At 62.6% G+C, this 14,972-nt stretch carries 10 protein-coding genes; 6 read left to right on the top strand and 4 right to left on the bottom strand.

The features are described from left to right. The first annotated feature begins 177 nt into the window (after positions 1-177). Positions 178-4,257, top strand: coding sequence for a peptidoglycan-binding domain-containing protein (locus QF118_RS02725; protein WP_282301114.1), 4,080 nt, complete (start codon positions 178-180; stop codon positions 4,255-4,257). Positions 4,258-4,316: 59 nt separating this feature from the next. Here QF118_RS02725 and QF118_RS02720 read toward each other — a convergent pair whose 3' ends face one another. The 3 genes from QF118_RS02720 to QF118_RS02710 all read right to left on the bottom strand — a co-directional run bounded on the left by QF118_RS02720 (position 4,317) and on the right by QF118_RS02710 (position 9,450). Beyond that, positions 4,317-5,108 carry an HpcH/HpaI aldolase family protein gene (locus QF118_RS02720; RefSeq protein WP_282301113.1) on the bottom strand — a complete coding sequence of 264 codons (792 nt, stop codon included), beginning with the start codon at positions 5,106-5,108 and terminating at the stop codon, positions 4,317-4,319. 152 nt (positions 5,109-5,260) lie between these two features. Continuing rightward, entirely contained in the window at positions 5,261-7,126 is a 1,866-nt protein-coding gene (locus tag QF118_RS02715; protein WP_282301112.1) for a hypothetical protein, read from the bottom strand. Positions 7,127-7,332: 206 nt separating this feature from the next. Continuing rightward, entirely contained in the window at positions 7,333-9,450 is a 2,118-nt protein-coding gene (locus tag QF118_RS02710; RefSeq protein ID WP_282301111.1) for a polysaccharide biosynthesis tyrosine autokinase, read from the bottom strand. Positions 9,451-9,729: 279 nt separating this feature from the next. On the opposite strand from QF118_RS02710, the gene QF118_RS02705 reads away from it, so the two are divergent. Further along, the gene (locus QF118_RS02705) at positions 9,730-11,058 is read left to right on the top strand and encodes a UDP-glucose dehydrogenase family protein (RefSeq protein ID WP_282301110.1); all 1,329 of its coding nucleotides are present in this window, start codon (positions 9,730-9,732) and stop codon (positions 11,056-11,058) included. A 140-nt stretch (positions 11,059-11,198) separates the two neighbouring features. Then, a complete protein-coding gene (locus QF118_RS02700; protein ID WP_282301109.1) occupies positions 11,199-12,263 on the top strand; it encodes a Hint domain-containing protein in 1,065 nt (354 codons plus the stop codon). 12 nt (positions 12,264-12,275) lie between these two features. On the opposite strand, the gene QF118_RS02695 is transcribed toward QF118_RS02700, so the two are convergent. Beyond that, on the bottom strand, positions 12,276-12,770 hold the full coding sequence (locus QF118_RS02695; protein WP_282301108.1) for an SH3 domain-containing protein: 495 nt from the start codon (positions 12,768-12,770) through the stop codon (positions 12,276-12,278). Positions 12,771-12,875: 105 nt separating this feature from the next. On the opposite strand from QF118_RS02695, the gene QF118_RS02690 reads away from it, so the two are divergent. The 3 genes from QF118_RS02690 to QF118_RS02680 are packed head-to-tail and all read left to right on the top strand — an operon-like array spanning position 12,876 to position 14,940. Beyond that, positions 12,876-13,862 carry a 2-hydroxyacid dehydrogenase gene (locus tag QF118_RS02690; RefSeq protein WP_282301107.1) on the top strand — a complete coding sequence of 329 codons (987 nt, stop codon included), beginning with the start codon at positions 12,876-12,878 and terminating at the stop codon, positions 13,860-13,862. Between the two features lie 15 nt (positions 13,863-13,877). Next, complete coding sequence (locus tag QF118_RS02685; RefSeq protein WP_282301106.1) at positions 13,878-14,231, top strand: CidA/LrgA family protein; 354 nt, start codon at positions 13,878-13,880, stop codon at positions 14,229-14,231. Beyond that, positions 14,224-14,940: an LrgB family protein gene (locus tag QF118_RS02680; RefSeq protein WP_282301105.1), complete on the top strand. Its 717-nt coding sequence runs from the start codon at positions 14,224-14,226 to the stop codon at positions 14,938-14,940. The genes QF118_RS02685 and QF118_RS02680 overlap by 8 nt, the downstream gene beginning before the upstream one ends. Positions 14,941-14,972 lie beyond the last annotated feature (32 nt).

Below are 14,972 nucleotides of genomic sequence, written 5' to 3'. Positions count from 1 at the left end.
TGGCTGAACGCCGGCTCTGCGACCGCGCAGATTTGCGAAACAGTTGATGACGGTATCGCCAATTGGCAGGCCTGCAGTTGGGGGCCTAACGTGACCTTGTCAAACCCCGTGAACCCGGTTGGATCGGACCCGTCAGACCTCTTCTTGCAGATCACGGACCGAAGCGGTCCTTCTGCAGTGTGTACGACCGCAAACAGCCCCTTTGTCGGGGACCTGTTTCACGGCAAGGACTGCGCCAGTTTCTGCTTTGATGTTCAGATCATCCACGATGGCACCGCCACCGCCAGCAATCTTGTCACGCCGGGGATTGTCTTCCTGGGGACCAACGGCAATCGGATCGCCCTGAATCCTACCAAGCCGATCACCGACCCTGAAGGAAGCAACCCCGGGTGGCATCGGATTTGTGCCGAAATCAAACGACTGGAGCCCGGTGAACCGATTCCGTCGGGCGGGTCTGGCACCTTTTCTGAAGTATTGAACGGCTCTACTCCCGTCGTGAACCAGTCTCAGGCCTTCAATGATGTCTTGTCGGATGTTGCCGAGGTTCAGCTTTATGGCGACTTCACATCCAGCCCTTCTGAAATTGTCGGCTACAACAATTTCTGCTTGGGTGACGAAGCTTGCCCGCAAGTGCCTGAAACAGAGGCAAGCATCGAAAAAACCTGTGATGCCCCGGTCAAGACCGGCGGCGCGGGGCAGCCGCTTTATGGCGCCTCCTGCCAGATCGCCGTGGTGCCGGGGTCGAACCCCAAGCCCGGCGATTTCCTGTTTCTCGAGGAAGAGCTGACAGCCCCCGATGGCACCATCAATGGTGATGCCATCGACGCGTTGACCGCCGCGGGCTGGGATTGCGATCCTGCCGCGCCGCCCTTTGGCGCGACCGTCCCGCAGTGCTTTATCCTTGAGGCAAGCCTGCCTGCGGGCGGCGTGACGGTGGATGTCGGCATGACCCTGACCCACGACAACGACGCTGACTGGACAAACTGCGCGCGTCTGGCCCGGATGGGGTTTGACCCCAACGCCCTGCCTGCGGCCGAGGACATGCACGCCAGCTATGCCAGCGCCGATGTCGCGCCCTTTGCCGACCCAATCGGTGAATCCTGTGTGGATATCCCCGTGCGTCACCCCGAAGACCCGCCGCCGCCCCCAACGGGCGCGCAGTGCACCCCCTTTACCCCGGACGTGGCCTGCGATCAGGCCACCGGCACCTGGGTTGTTAGCCTGCAAAACAGCCTTTCGGGCAGCTTTGACCCCAGCGATATCAAGGTCTCGACTGCCGCGCAGGGGATCACCCTGATCCCGGGCAGCGATCCGCTGAACTTCCGCGTTGCGGGCGCGCAGCCGGGCGACAGCTTTGCCATCAGCACCGAGGCCGTCCAGAACGGCGCGGGCGGCGGTAAGGGGCTGGACCTGTGCTGCATGGGCGAGGTGGAAATCACCATCCCCGAGGGCGAGACCTGCGAGCCGCCGCAAAGCGACCGCGACCTGACCGTTCACAAGACCTGCGCCCCGCTGGAGGCCGAAGGCGCCGATGGCGAGAACTATGAATGCGTCATCACGGTGGATTATAGTGGCCCCGCGCCGACTGCGACGAACCCGATCAAGGTCAGCGATACGCTGATAAACGGCGGGCCGATGCAGATCTGGTCCTTTGATCCGCCGGTTGGCGATGCCAGCGCCTGGTCCTGCGCCAATGCCGGAATGCCGACCGCCGGTCCGCTGGATTGCGAGATGCACACAGGCCTGTTGCCGGGCAAACCGGCCAGCTATTGGCAGACCTTCAGCCAAAGCTTTGCCCTGCGCATCGCGGTGACGGAACCCTTTACCAATTGCGCCGATGCTTCGGTCAACGATCAGACCGGCGCACCGATCGAGGTTCAAAGCTGTTTCTCGAAAGGCGATTTTGACCTTGAGATCACAAAGAAACTGGCTGACGTCCATGGCGGCGAATGCCAGACCGGGCAGGCTTGCACCTTTATCTACGAGGTCACGAATGTCGGCACCGGTGCCTATACCGGCCCGATCACGCTGTTTGACGGGGTGACGATGAACGGCACGATGCCGATCAGCAACGGCTTTGCCTCGATCACTCCGGCGATCTGTGCGCCTGCCGATCTGGAAGGCCCGGGGTGCACCGATACGGTTGCTCTGAATCCCGGCGACAGCACGACCTATCAGGTGGATTTCGTCCCGCCGGTGGGCTTTGGCAATGCAACGGGTGAAAACTGTGTCTCGATGGCAGACAGTTCCATCGCCCCCGAGGAAGACCTGTTCGAAATCGACGGTCATTCGGCCTGTGCCGAGTTCATCATCACCGAAGACGGCTATGACGTGGTCGATCTGACGATCGAAAAGACGCTGGTCGAAGGAAACGCCGATTTCGCGACATTCCAACTGGCGCCGATGGTGGCCCTTGGCACGCTTTCGGCTGGTGATGTGGTGACGGTGACCGATGATCTGGGCAGCGCCGGGTTCGCTTTGTTCCAGGCCAGCCCCGCCGCCGCGACCGATGGCTGGGTCTGTACCACAATCGGTACGGTCCTCAGCTGTGACTTTGCCGTGACGGCGTCGACCACCACCCTGCCGCCGATCCTTGTGCAGGCGCAGGTGGGCGCAGCCCTTTGGGATGAAAACTGCGCCAATGTGGGCGGCACCAGCAGTGGGATACCCATTGCCGAAACCGACATGGGCAACAACCAGTCCTGTGTGCAATCCGATTTCCCCGAAATCACCGAGGAGAAAACCGACCAGATCGACAACCCGCGCCCGGTGCCGACGACCTATGACCTGGTGAAAGCCTGTGAAGCAGCCCAGCCTGCCGAACATCAGGGTGTGCCGGGTTGGTCCTGGGCCTGCACCCTGACGCTAAGCGTCGAGGGCGCAGAGCCGCGCGACGACCTGGTCTTTGCCGATCGGTTCACGCCGGGGTCTGCCCCCTTTGGTGCGATCACGTCGATGATCCCGATTTCGGATGCGCTGGACTGCGCGATTTCGGCCAGCCGCCTGTCCGGGGAATGCCGGGCCGCAGCGGGGATGCTGGATCCGGGGTCTGACCATGTGGTCATGGCCCAGGTCTTTGCGGCCGATCTGACGAACCAGGGCGTTCAGGACGCGCGCAACTGCGCACAAAGCGATGGCGCTGTCCCGCTGTCGTCCTGCGTGACGCTGACGGCCGAGGGCGATGTCATCGACACCCCCACAGGCGCCCCCGAGCTTGAGCTGGTCAAATCCGCCGAAGGCGCCTGTTCGGTGAACAAGTCCGCGCAAAGCTATGGCTGTGACTTCAGCCTGACCCTGCGCAACGTCGGGGACGCGCCCTACAGCGGTCCGGCGGTCATCGACGATCTGTTCGGATCGCCGAAACCCACGCAGGTCAATGGCGCTGGCGACGGTTGGAACTGCTTCCGCAGCGACGGCAAGGGCACCAGCTGTGTCAACGGCGGACTTGCCTTGCAGCCCGGTCAGGCCAGCACCATCAGGATGCAACTGACCCTGCCGGGCCTGGTTCGGGGCGGACAGTTCGAAAACTGCGCCGCGATCGGAGTGGGCGACAGCAAGTTCCAGCGCGCCTCGATCGTGCAGCAGGCGATGCAGTTGATGGGCATCGACGGTGGGCCGGTCGATGGCGCGCCGGGCCGCAAGACCCGCGAAGGTGTGCGCGCCCTGCAGGACCGGTTGGGGCTGGAGCCCACGGGCGACATCGACGACGCGCTGTTCGCGGCGCTGGGTGTTCCCGCAGCGGCGGATGTCGATCCGTCCTGCGTGACGGTCGATCTGCCGCCGATGCCGGTGGTCTGCGAACCGGGGCAGGAACGCAATTCGAAAGGCGTCTGTTTCTGGCCCAAACCGGACTGCGCGCCGGGTCAAAAGATCAACTCCAAGGGGCAGTGTTATACCCCGCGGGTCGATCCCGACTGCGCCGCCGGTCAAAAGCTGAACTCGAAGGGGCAATGCTATACCCCGCGCGAGGAATGCCAGCCGGGTCAAAAGCGCAACTCGAAAGGCCAGTGCTATACGCCCCGGGCCGAGGTCAGCTGTGACAGCGCATCGACGGTCAAGCGCAACGGCGCCTGCGTCTGCCGCTATAAAGGCATGCGTCAGGTGACGGACAGCCGCTGCGCCTGCAGCAACGGCCTGCCCGTGGTTCCCGGCGCCGGTTGCGTGCGGATCGAGAAAAAGCGCAGCGAAGGCGACGTTGACGTGCCGGGCAAGGAAAAGACCTGCGTTACCCTTGCGGGGGTAAAGATCTGCCGCTGATCCTTTCCGGTCAGACAAGCAAAAGGGCGGTCTTTGGGCCGCCCTTTTTCATTTGCACGTCAGGATCCCGTGCCTGTGCCGGTCAATGCACGAAACCGGGCGTTGCTGGCCGCTGCCGCGTCAGCCATCAGCCGAAAATCTCCGCCCACGGTGGTCATGTCATAGCCCCATGTCACGGCGCGCGCGGCATAGTCCGGGGTGCCGCAGTGCAGGGCGGCCTTGATGCCGTGCGCATGGCATGTCCGCACGATCCCTTGCAGAACCTCGATGAATTCCGGGTCCTCCCGGTCAAAGGCAGGGGCAAGCCTGCCGTCGTACAGCGAAATGGCCAGATCCGCCGGACCGACATAGATGCCGTCCAGCCCCGGCGTCGCGGCAATCGCCTCAAGGTTCTGCAGGGCTTCGCGGGTTTCGACCATGGCCCAGCCGATCACTTGTGCATTCGCCTCGGCGGCGATCCCGGGGCCCAATGCAAACTGCGCGCGGGTGGGGCCAAAGCTGCGCTGCCCTGCGGGGGGATAACGCAGGTAACTGACGAATTCAGCCGCTTGTTCGGCGGTATTGATCATCGGGCAGATCACCTGCAAGGCGCCCGCGTCCAGCACCTTCATGATCATCGCCGGGTCCAGCCAGGGCACCCGCGCGCCCAGAACGACGCCGCTGGCGCGCATGGCCTGAAACATCGGCAGAAGGTCCGAATAGTCAAGCGCACCATGCTGGAGATCGACACTGATCGCGTCATAGCCCTGCTCGGCCATGACTTCGGCGGTAAACGGGCTGCCGATCGACAGCCAGCCGTGCAGGACCGGATGCCCCGTGTCCCAGATATCCATGAGCTTGTTCGTGATCATACTTGCCCTCTCGCAATCAGGGGCGATGGTCATCGCCGGGCGCGGGCAAAGTCAACCGGCATTTCCGGCGCTGGGCCAAAGCAAAGGGCGACACCCGCCAAGGTGCCGCCCCGCCAAGGAATGGACCCCCCTGCCATCGGCAGAGGGTGCCTTCAGGTGACCAGCCCCAGGTTCAACAGCGCACTGCGCAGCGAATTGGTCAGCGCCTGCGTCGAGGCAGCATCGACCGCCGGGCCTGCAATCGACTGTTGCGGCACCGGAGACTTGTTGAAAAAGCCCAGGTTGCCGTTGTTCCGGCCCTGCCAAAGAACGGACCAGTTGGCGCCGTTGTTGCTGGTGACCTCCATGCGGACTTCGTTGTTGGGCGAACTTGGGCCGCCGTCATAGATCAGCCGCGCAATGATCGAATTGCCTTCGTGGAAATTGATGGCGTGGCTGGCCCCGCCCGCACCATGGAAATCCACCTTTCGCCCCGTTCCGACGTTGGCATACCCCAGTTCCAGCCCTGACGCCGGCGTCAGGACATGACCGCCGACCGACACCATGTTGCTGGTCACGGTGTTCAGCCCCAGCGTCTGTTCGGGGTTGGTCGATGTGCCCAGCGATCCCATGTGGAACTGCCCCCGGGCAAAGCCCGAGCTGAGCTTGAGGTTCTTGTAGACCCCGACTTTTGGGTTCCCGCCGTCGATCTGGGAATTGTATTCCGCGTAGGTGCCGTTGATGAAACACTCGGACCCGTTCTGGAAATAAAACCCGTGCATCTGGTTATAGCTGGCCTGTCCACCCTGAAAGATGTTGTTATAGACCGCCTGGTTGACCCCGGAGAGGCCCAGCACCGTCTGGTGCACGCCATGTTCGGCATTGCCATCGAACTGGCAGTTGACGAACCGGTTGGCGTTGCAATTCTCGGTCAGGCGCAGACCCATACGGCCGTTGCCCTTTGACCAGACCCCGGTGAATTCGCAAAAATACGGCGCCTGCAGATTGGGATTGCCCGATCGGAAATTGATCCCGTCCAGCGGTGCGCCATGCACAAAGACCTCGTCCATGTGCAGCTTGCGCATGACCAGAACGCCGACCACGCCGGCCTCGGCGGTTTGCACGTCGATTTCAACGCCATTGATTCGCATCTGAGAGGCAAGCCCGGCGGCGTCATTGCCGCTGGCCACGATGCCGGCCTTTACCCCGTCATAGGTGGTGTGGCCGGTCACGATCAGCTTGGACTTGCGGCGGCCCTGGCCGATGATGCGAATATCGCGGTTCAGGATCAGTGAATCGATCGTCAGCGTTTCATCCGACAGATGGATTTCGCCCGACCCGCTGTTGTGGATCGCGCGCTGCAGATCCCCGCCGAAATGCGCCGCGCGCACCTTGCCAAAGGGTTTCAACCCGTCGATGCCGATGTCCTGCGTGGCGCTGGCGGCGCCGGTTGCGTTCTGGTCGACCTGGTACTGCAACCCGTCCATCTCGACGATCTTGCCATCGGGGTTGGTGGCTGCAGACCCGGCGGCCTGGGGGCTGCGCTTTTTCAGGTCGTACAGCTTGACGCCCCCTGCGGTGGTCAGGTCGTGATCGGCGGCGTCCTCGGCCGCGATACGATAGCTGAAGCCGCCATTGCAGACACCGATGATCCGCGTCGGCACCGCGCGGAACTGGCTGGCCGCTGACGAATAGAACAACGTTTCATCCGACTCCAGATCAGCAACCGAACTAAAACTGTAAAGACTGCCATTGTTGGTCGACGTTTCGACCACGACGTCATGTTCGGACAGCGCCGCCTCGCCCGACGCGGCGCGGATCACCACGCGGTAGGCGCCTTCGACCAGGTAGGACGTATCAAAGCGGCCCAAGGCATCGGCGATGATTGGATTGGCCTTCATGATGGTCAGGCCTTCGTCCTCGAACACCGGTGACAAGGTCGACTTGCCCGCGCCATAGACGAACATTTCGGCAAAAGGCACCGGTTGTCCGTTCGCGTCCTGCGCAAGGCTTGCGCCTTTGAAATTCAGAATTCCCATTTTCAACCTTTCAGTTTTGGTCCTGTGCCGGGACACACGATGTCTGAAAGGGAAGCGGACGCGCGCTTGGATCCAGCCGTTGTCTCGACGCCAGGGCGGCGCCGGTACAACGGTCGGAAATGATGTTCGGCTTCCCAACCGGCCTGCGGTGGAAGTCTCGAATTTAACTCTTAAAGTCGTTTTACAGGGGCGTTCGGTGGTCTGCCTCAGGTGTCGTAATAGGCATTGCCATAGCCCGAATAGGCCCCATAGCGCCCACCATAGCCATAGCGTTTCATGCCCTTGGGATCGACCCGCGACAGCACCAGGCCGGTCACATGCACCCCCACCGAGGACAGTTCGCGCAGGCCGTTCTTGACCTGGATTTTCTGGGTGTGATCCCAGTGCACCGAATAGATGATCGCATCGACCAGCGGGCCGATGATACGCGCATCGGGCACCACCAGAACGGGCGGCGTGTCGATGATGACATAGTCATAAACGTTTCGGATGTTCAGCAGGAACTGGCGGAACATCTCGGTCGAAAACAGGTCGGCCGCGTTCATCTCGGACTTGCCGCCCATCAGGATGTCGGCGCCCAGCAGGTCGTCCTTCATCACGGCCTCTTCGATCGAGGCGTCTCCCATGACGACGGCAACCAGCCCTGCGGGCGATTCCTTGCCAAAGTACTGGGACAGCGTGTTGCGGCGGATGTCCCCTTCGATCAACAACACCTTCTTGTTCATGCCCGACAGGTTCTGCGCCAGGGCGATCGCCTGGGTCGTCTTGCCTTCGCCCGGGATGGACGAGGTCGACATGATGATCTGCGGCGGCGACGCCATGTTCGACATCAAGACCGAGGTGCGCAGGTTGCGAATGGCCTCGGCGGCGGCCGAGGTCGGGTTCTGACGCAGAAAGGTGACAAGGCCGGACCGGTCCTTGATCGGCATCTGCGGGATTTGCGCAAGGCTGGTATAGCCGGTCGTCTTTTCCAGGTCTTCGGCGGTACGGAACCCGTTCTTGCGCAGATCCATCAGCAACGACAAGGCAGCGCCAAGAAGCCCGCCCAGGATGATCCCGATCGCGATCATCCGGGTCTTGCGCGGCGCCACCAGCCGGCCGGGAATGGCCTCGGACAGGATGCGGCTGTCGGCCTGTTGCAGCCCGATCTGGACCGAGGTCTCCTTGAGACGGGCAAGGAAGGTTTCGTACAGAACTCGGGTGGCGTCGGCCTCGCGCACCAGCTGGTTCAGCTTGAGAAGGTCGGTGTTCTGTTCGTCGATCTCGCTTTGAATGCGCCGATAAGATGTCTCGAGCGAGTCGCGCTGCGAGGTCGCGCGGTCCAGGTTGTCGCGTGCCTGATCCACGGCGGCCGTGACCATCGCACGAAAGCTGCGCAGCGCCTGGGCATCGCCGCGCTGGGCGTCGCGCAGAAGGGGCCGTAGCGCCGGCATGTTCAGCTTGGCCTCGATGGCGGCCAGATCGTCGGACTCTGCCAGCAGGGAAAGGTCTTCGAAACGGGCCTGCGCCGCGGTGACGGCGATTTCCGCATCGGCCAGGCGTTCGCGGATGTCCTTGGACCGGACGTTGATCGCCTCAAGCGCCTCAAGGCTGATCAGGTCGGTCTCGGCCCGCAGTTCGCGGATGGTATCCTCTTTCTGCTTCAGCTCCAGCTCAAGGTCCTGAACCCGTTCGGACAACCAGTTGACGGCATATTCAGTCGCCGCGAACTTGATCGCGATCTGGTCGTCCAGATAGATCTGTGCCAGGCGGTTGGCGATCAGCGCCGATTTCTTCGGATCGCCCGTCGAAACCCGGATTTCCAGCAGGTAGGTGTTGCGCTGCGCGTTGGCGGTGATCGACCCGGAAATCGCTTCGGTCACTGCCAGCAGGGTATCTTCGTCGCTGGGTTCCAGATCCTTGGGGCCGCCGACCCCGAACAGGTCCTTGATAAAGACCTTGATCTTGGACACCGACAGGCCGCTGTCATCCTGCAGCGACACGTTGAATTCCGGGTCTTCGGTCAGGTTCAGGTCCTGAACCAGCTTTTCCAGCAACCCGCGCGAGGTGATGACCTCAAGCTCGGTGTTGATGGCGGCCTGTTCGGTCGATACGCCGGACACGACGCTTTCCAGATCGACGACCTGCTGGCTGCGCACTTCCAGCGCCAGCCGGACCGAGGTCGCGTATTGCGGCTGGGCCACGTTGAACGCGTAATACCCGACCAACAAGGCAAAGCCTGTCGCAAAGATCGCGATCAGCCATTTGCCGCGCCAGAAAATTCGGAGGACCTCGACAAGGTCAATGCTGTCGCGTCCGGATTGCCCGTTTTCCTCTGAACTCATGATTTTCACTGGCTCCGAAATACGTTGGTCTTCAATACGCTGCCCCGGCAAAGCGGAACAATGAAAGGTTTTGATCGTGGTGACGGGACGACCTTGGGGCCTGGCCCGCGTCATCGTCGTCCGCGCGTGCATGTAGTCTACTACGCCAGTCGAAGCAACGTGCAATTCCCTTGCGGCTTAGCACCCAAGGTGAACACGAGTGGCTTTTCCATCGCGTTGACATTTTGGAAATTGGGGGCTCATTACGGGCGCAAATGTATTTGAGGAAGGCTGGATTCCATGAAGATAGCGATGATTGGCACGGGTTACGTTGGCCTTGTTTCGGGCGTGTGTTTTTCGGATTTCGGGCACGAAGTGGTCTGCGTCGACAAGGACCCGCGCAAGATCGAGATGCTCGAAGCCGGCCAGGTGCCGATCTACGAGCCCGGCCTTGATACCCTGATGCACAAGAACGTCGAGGCGGGCCGGCTGTCCTTTACGCTGGACCTGGCCAGCGCCATCGACGGCGCCGATGCGGTGTTCATCGCCGTCGGCACGCCGACGCGGCGCGGGGATGGCCACGCGGACCTGACCTATGTCATGGCCGCCGCCGAGGAAATCGCCCGCACGGCCAAGGATTACGTGGTGATCGTCACCAAATCCACCGTCCCCGTCGGCACCAACCGCAAGGTCAAGGAGGTCGTCGCCGCCGCCAATCCGGCGCTTGATTTCGACGTCGCCAGCAACCCCGAATTCCTGCGCGAAGGCGCCGCGATCGACGATTTCATGAAGCCCGACCGCGTGGTCGTCGGCGTCGAAACCGAGCGCGCGGCCAAGGTCATGGAAGACATCTATCGCCCGCTGTACCTGCGTGATTTCCCGATCGTCACCACCGATCTGGAATCGGCCGAGATGATCAAATACGCCGCGAACGCGTTCCTCGCGACCAAGATCACCTTCATCAACGAAATCGCCGCGCTGTGCGAAAAGGTCGGCGCGGATGTGAAATCGGTGTCCAAGGGCATGGGCATGGACGGGCGCATCGGGAACAAGTTCCTGCATGCGGGCCCGGGCTATGGCGGGTCGTGTTTCCCCAAGGATACCAAGGCGTTGGCCCGTATCGGCCAGGAACACGCGACGCCGATTTCCATCGTCGAGACGGTGATCAAGGTCAACGAAGAGGTCAAGCGCCGGATGATCGACAAGCTGCTGGACCTGTGCGGCGGCAGCTTCAACGGCAAGACGGTGGCGGTGCTGGGCGTGACCTTCAAGCCGAACACCGACGACATGCGCGACGCGCCGTCGCTGACGATCGTGCCGGCGCTGGTGGGTGGTGGGGCGGTTGTGCGCGCCTGCGATCCGCAAGGCCGCCGCGAAGGCGAGCACCTGCTGCCCGGCGTCGACTGGATCGAAGACCCCTACGCCGCTGCGCGCGGGGCTGACCTGTTGGTGATCCTGACGGAATGGAACGAATTCCGCGCCCTTGACCTGCCCCGCCTGGCCAGCAGCATGACCACCCCCCACATGGCCGACCTGCGCAACATCTACGACCGCGACGACGCCAAAAACGCCGGATTCACCGCATACGACGGGATCGGGCGCGGCGGTGCAGGCACATCTGCGGCCTGATCTGTGACTCAATTGACACGCCTTGGGGGGCATCTGTCCCCCTTGCGCCTGACGTTACGTCCATCAAGGGTTCCCGGCCCAGCGGATTTCCGCTAATCTGCGAAAAAATATAAGAAACAAAACTAGGCAGGCAGACAGGCATGGGAACGGGCTATCGAGGCACGTTCGTCATCTCTTGGTCACAGACGGATATAGACGGTCTCAAGGCCGCACCTCCGTCGTCCTTGTCGGTCGGGGCCACATGGTCCTGGCAGGGCGAGGCTGTTCGGGTCGACGGTCCTTCGTCGATCCTGCAGCTTGATCAGGCGACAGGCGAAGCACATTTGCGCAAACGCGCCGCACGTATGGTGCGGCGGCTGGTTGGCGCGGCAATCACCCACAAACCGGACATTTCGGATGTCGAGGTCGAACACCCCCTGACAGACAGCAGCTTTGTCGTCACGGACGGTCTGAAAAGCTACACGGTCACCGTGATCGAGGTCAGCAACGGCGCGCCGCCCCTGCTGATGTTCCTTGATGAAATGCCGCCAACGGCGCGCGACCTTTGGGTCGTCCATCATACCATGGAATTGATGCGCGATCCCGCATCGGGTGAACAGGCCGGCGGCGTGATCTGTTTCACGCCGGGCACCTGGATCCGCACGCCCGATGGCCAGACCCGCGTCGAAGACCTGCGGGTTGGCGATCTGGTACAGACCAAGGACAGCGGCGCACAGCCCGTGCAATGGATCGGCAGCCGTCACATGACCGGCGCGCGCCTGTTCGCCATGCCGCGGTTGCGCCCGATCCGGATCCGCGCCGGGGCCTTTGGCATCGAACGACCCGACCAGGAATTCCTTGTGTCACCCGAACACAGGATGCTGGTGCAGGGCGCCGTCGCCCGGGCGCTGTTCAACACCTCCGAGGTTCTGGTCGCCGCGCGTGATCTGGTGAATGGTCACAGCGTTGTCCTGGACACCAAAGCGCGCGAGGTGACCTATGTGCACCTGATGTTGCCACGCCACGAAGTGGTCTTTGCCAATGGTGTCGAAACCGAAAGCTTCCACCCGGCGAACACTGCGCTGACCACGATTTCCGAGGACGACCGCCGCCGCCTGTTGCAGATCCAGCCAGGCATCGCCGACAATCCGCATCTTTACGGAGCCTACGCGCGGCGCAACCTGTCCAGTTCCGAGGCGGCCATCCTGATGTTCGAGGCCGCCTGACCCGGCCCCCGCCTATTCGCGGGTTTCGTCCGGCCCGACGCCCCATAGTGCGGTCTTGGGGGCCCAGCCCCCATAGCCGCCGGCGGTCAGCTCGCACCAGGTTTTATCGCAGCTGCCCAGCTGCGCAATGACGCCCAATTCCAGGATCGCGGTGACGGGGCTGTCGTTGTCGGCCCGCAGGTGCAGTTGCAGCATGTCCTGTTCCACCAGAACGGTGCGCACGCCGGACAGCAGCGAATAATGCACCCAGCCACCCGCGCCATCGCGGTCGCGCACCCGGCGCCAGTGCCCATGCTCGGCGGTGATCTCAAGCGGCATGTTGCGGCGCGTATAGACCCAGTCGATCCGGTGGGTCAGCGACGGGCCGCGCCGTGCGTTGCCTTCCTGCGCTTTCATCGACACGAAACGCGGCAAGGGAAGGTTCGTCACGGGGCCGCGATCTTCGGCCACAGCGACGCTGGCCAACAGCAACAAACTAAGGGCAAAACCCCCGATTTTCCTGATCATTTTCCTGATCCGCCCGATATTATTGAGGTGGGGTTCTTGCGCCCCAAAAGCCTTTGACGCACTGTGCCACAAGCCCCTAGTCGGGAAAAGCAAGGGAGAGCCGGGATGCCATCAAAACGTCTGAGTGTTGTTGTGACGCGACGCCTGCCCGAAGTGGTCGAAACGCGCCTGACCGAACTTTTCGATGTCAGGTTGCGCGACGATGACACGCCCATGACGCGGGGCGAACTGGTCGACGCGATGCAAAGCGCGGATGTTCTGGTGCCGACGGTCACCGATGTGATCGACGCGGGGCTGATCGGCCAGGCGGGTGAAAACCTCAAGCTGATTGCCAACTATGGCGCGGGGTTCGACCATATCGACGTAGCCACGGCGCGGCAGCGGGGCATCCTTGTGTCCAATACGCCGGGTGTGGTGACCGACGATACCGCCGACATGGTCATGGCCCTGATGCTGGGCGTCACGCGCCGCATCCAGGAAGGGTTGACCGTCATGCAGGCCGGAGAATGGCAAGGCTGGGCGCCGACCGCCTTTCTTGGCACCCGGTTGGGCGGCAAACGGCTGGGCATTCTGGGCATGGGCCGCATCGGACAGGCCGTTGCCCGCCGCGCCGCGGCTTTCGGAATGCAGATCCACTATCACAACCGCCGCCGCCTGCGCCCCGAGGTGGAAGGCGCGCTTGAGGCGACATATTGGGAAAGCCTTGACCAGATGGTTGCCCGGATGGACATCCTCAGCGTCAACTGCCCGCATACGCCAAGCACCTATCACCTGTTGAACGCCCGGCGGTTGAAGCTGATGAAACCCTCGGCGGTGATCATCAACACATCGCGCGGAGAGGTTCTGGACGAAAACGCCCTGACCCGGATGCTAAAGGCCGGGGAACTGGCGGGCGCCGGTCTGGACGTTTACGAACACGGCATCAAGGGCAACCCCGAATTGCGCAACATGCCGAACGTGGTGATGTTGCCGCACATGGGGTCGGCAACGGCCGAAGGCCGCACCGAAATGGGTGAAAAGGTCATCATCAACATCAAGACCTTTGCCGATGGTCACCGCCCGCCGGATCAGGTTGTTCCGGCGATGCAGTGATCTGATCTTGTGGCGATGATCCGGGTCCTGACGGTTCTTCTGCTGTTCCAACTGGCCGGAGAAAGCCTGTCGCGGGGCCTTGGGATGTCTGTACCGGGTCCTGTCCTTGGTCTGGCTGGCCTATTCCTGACGCTTGTCATGGTCCCGCGGCTGGCCGAGTACATGCGCGCGACGGTGACCGGCCTGTTGGGGCATTTATCGTTGCTGTTCGTTCCGGCCGGGGTCGGCGTGGTTGCCCATCTGGACACCTTTGGTCGGGACGGCGCCGGGCTGATCGTCGCGCTGATCGCCAGCACGGTTCTGGCGATCCTTGCAGGGGTCGGGGCCTTTTTGCTGGTGGCGCGTCTGACCGGAGGCCGCGATGTCTGAGGCCGTGGCGCTTTGGAGCTATCTCGCGCAAGAGCCGCTGCTGTGGCTGACCCTGACGCTTGCCGCCTATGTCATCGCAGACTGCCTGTCCGAGGCCTTGGGGCGGCATGCCCTGGCCAATCCCGTCCTGATTTCCGTCATCCTTCTGGCCTTGATCCTCAAGGTGACGTCGACGCCCTATGCGGCCTATTTCAACGGTGCCAAGTTCGTGCACTTCATGTTGGGGCCGGCTACGGTCGCGCTGGCCTTGCCGCTCTATTTCAACCTGGGCCGGGTCAGGCAAAGCCTGCTTCCGATGATCGCGGCGCTTTTTGCGGGATCGTTGACCGCGATCCTGTCGGCGCTGGGCATCGCATGGGCGCTGGGGGTGCGGGGCGGGGCGCTGCTGTCGCTGGCCCCCAAATCGGCGACCGCACCCGTGGCGCTGGGTGTTTCCGAGGCCATCGGCGGCCAGCCCAGCCTGACCGCCGTGCTGGTGATCCTGACCGGGATCACAGGGGCCATCGTCGCAACGCCCATGCTCAACCTGCTTGGGATCACGGACTGGCGGGCGCGGGGGTTTGCGGTGGGCGTCGCGGCGCATGGCATCGGCACGGCCCATGCTTTTCGCGTCAATGAAACTGCGGGGGCGTTTTCCGGGATCGGCATGGGGCTGAACGCGGTTCTGACCGCGCTTGTGGCCCCCTTGGTGGTCAGACTGCTTTTTTGAAGGGCGGGCGCCAATGGACGCATGGACACCGG

Source organism: Tropicibacter oceani, from assembly GCF_029958925.1.
Classification (GTDB): domain Bacteria; phylum Pseudomonadota; class Alphaproteobacteria; order Rhodobacterales; family Rhodobacteraceae; genus Pacificoceanicola; species Pacificoceanicola oceani.
The sequence above is the reverse complement of the archived record's forward strand: the minus strand, read 5'-3'. Positions and strand labels throughout refer to the sequence as shown.

What these genes read in the sequence shown, in the direction of transcription:
- QF118_RS02720 (WP_282301113.1), bottom strand. Translation starts at nt 5,108, where the DNA reads ATGATCACGAACAAGCTCATGGATATCTGGGACACGGGGCATCCGGTC.
- QF118_RS02715 (WP_282301112.1), bottom strand. Translation starts at nt 7,126, where the DNA reads ATGGGAATTCTGAATTTCAAAGGCGCAAGCCTTGCGCAGGACGCGAAC.
- QF118_RS02710 (WP_282301111.1), bottom strand. Translation starts at nt 9,450, where the DNA reads ATGAGTTCAGAGGAAAACGGGCAATCCGGACGCGACAGCATTGACCTT.
- QF118_RS02705 (WP_282301110.1), top strand. Translation starts at nt 9,730, where the DNA reads ATGAAGATAGCGATGATTGGCACGGGTTACGTTGGCCTTGTTTCGGGC.
- QF118_RS02700 (WP_282301109.1), top strand. Translation starts at nt 11,199, where the DNA reads ATGGGAACGGGCTATCGAGGCACGTTCGTCATCTCTTGGTCACAGACG.
- QF118_RS02695 (WP_282301108.1), bottom strand. Translation starts at nt 12,770, where the DNA reads ATGATCAGGAAAATCGGGGGTTTTGCCCTTAGTTTGTTGCTGTTGGCC.
- QF118_RS02690 (WP_282301107.1), top strand. Translation starts at nt 12,876, where the DNA reads ATGCCATCAAAACGTCTGAGTGTTGTTGTGACGCGACGCCTGCCCGAA.
- QF118_RS02685 (WP_282301106.1), top strand. Translation starts at nt 13,878, where the DNA reads ATGATCCGGGTCCTGACGGTTCTTCTGCTGTTCCAACTGGCCGGAGAA.
- QF118_RS02680 (WP_282301105.1), top strand. Translation starts at nt 14,224, where the DNA reads ATGTCTGAGGCCGTGGCGCTTTGGAGCTATCTCGCGCAAGAGCCGCTG.